This is a genomic window from Neptunicella marina (genome assembly GCF_014270035.1).
Taxonomy (GTDB): domain Bacteria; phylum Pseudomonadota; class Gammaproteobacteria; order Enterobacterales; family Alteromonadaceae; genus Neptunicella; species Neptunicella marina.
Map to the genome: position 1 here is coordinate 1 of NZ_JACNEP010000046.1, position 1,021 is coordinate 1,021.

Below are 1,021 nucleotides of genomic sequence, written 5' to 3' on the forward strand. Positions count from 1 at the left end.
CCTGATTACCCACTTTGATCAGCCACTGCTACACTGTATATAATTACAGTTAAAGGTGGGTGCATATCATGGCAAAGAATCAGGTACAGTTTCAGCAAGGTTATAGTTTGTTTGAGCTTATGGAAGACTTTGGCACGGAAGACAAGTGCGAACAAGCGTTGTTTAACTGGCGTTTCCCACAAGGGTATGTGTGCCGGGATTGCGGCAATAAGACCTTTTGCCAATTGAAAAGCCGCAAGCTTTTACAATGTAACCGTTGTGGTCATCAACATTCTCTGATCAGCGGGACATTATTTGCCAGTACTAAACTGTCTTTAACCAAGTGGTTTATGGCAATCCATTTGTTAACGCAATCCAAAACAGGATTGTCCGCAATGGAGCTAAAGCGCCAGTTAGGCGTGAATTATGACACTGCCTGGAAGCTAAAACACAAGCTGCTACAGGCGATGAAAGAAGCGGATGATGAGCACCCCATTGGAGGCATTGTGCAGTTGGATGATGTGTACTGGGGAGGCGAACGACGCGGGGGAAAGCGCGGTCGCGGCGCAGCCGGTAAAACACCGTTTGTTGCCGCAGTGGCCCTGAATGAGCAAGGTCATCCAGTTCGCATGAGAATGACCGTGGTGAATGGGTTTCAATCCAGGGCCATAGCTAAATGGTCAGCGCGGCATATCAAGCCAGAGACTATTGTTATTTCAGACAGCCTGGCTTGCTTCCGAGCGATAGCCAGTGAGGATAAACACCATTTCCGGGCCGTTACAGGCGGTAACCTGGATATGTTGGAGCATCCCGCCTTCAAATGGGTGAATACGATGATAGGCAATGTGAAGAACTCACTACGGGGCAGTTGTCATGCCATTGGAGCCAAGCATCTGCCACGTCATTTGGCGGAGTACTGTTATCGGTTCAATAACCGTTTCGATTTGAGGGCGCTACTACCAAGGCTAGCGAGGGTTGCTGTGCGAACACCGCCTATGCCATATCGTCTATTGAGACTGGCTGATGTTTGTGGGTAATCAGG

General features: G+C 48.9%; 1 protein-coding gene. It reads left to right on the plus strand.

The window, feature by feature from the left end:
• Window positions 1-68: 68 nt before the first annotated feature.
• Entirely contained in the window at window positions 69-1,016 is a 948-nt protein-coding gene (locus H8B19_RS18845; protein ID WP_186508700.1) for an IS1595 family transposase, read from the plus strand.
• Window positions 1,017-1,021 lie beyond the last annotated feature (5 nt).

Excerpts from the sequence above, each read along its gene's own strand:
- H8B19_RS18845 (WP_186508700.1), top strand. The coding sequence starts at position 69 with ATGGCAAAGAATCAGGTACAGTTTCAGCAAGGTTATAGTTTGTTTGAG.